This window comes from Neisseria sp. SLRRB23 (assembly GCF_050896295.1).
In the GTDB taxonomy this organism is placed as follows: Bacteria; Pseudomonadota; Gammaproteobacteria; order Burkholderiales; family Neisseriaceae; genus Neisseria.
Genome location: NZ_JBPBFH010000119.1, coordinates 1 through 397 on the forward strand (window position 1 = coordinate 1; position 397 = coordinate 397).

Below are 397 nucleotides of genomic sequence, written 5' to 3' on the forward strand. Positions count from 1 at the left end.
CGGCATACGAGATGACGTCGAGTCTCGTGGGCTCGGAGATGTGTATAAGAGACAGGCATTTCAACCATCAACCGACCGACATTGACACCTGTTGCACAAGCTGCAAGCATACCGGTAAGGGTTATCATTAGAACTTAAAAAATGCCGTCTGAAATACTGTTTGGCGGTTTCAGACGGCATTTGCTCAAACTTTATCAGGCGTAATGGCGCGTTTCGCCTTCTCCGCCGACATTCTCCGCACAGCGTTTGCAGACGGTTTCAACCGCGTTCTCGGCGGCTCTATCAGCCACAACATCAAATACAAAACTTTCAGCGATATGCTTACGCATCTCAACCGGGGTGTGGATTTTTTATTCGAAAACAAACATTCCCCTATCTACGGCGGTTTTCAAAAATT

1 pseudogene is annotated in these 397 nt (G+C 47.4%); it reads left to right on the plus strand.

The annotated features are described in order from the left end of the window. Window positions 1-263 precede the first annotated feature (263 nt). Window positions 264-397, plus strand: a pseudogene (locus tag ACRPFF_RS11385) (glycosyltransferase); the annotation flags it as partial.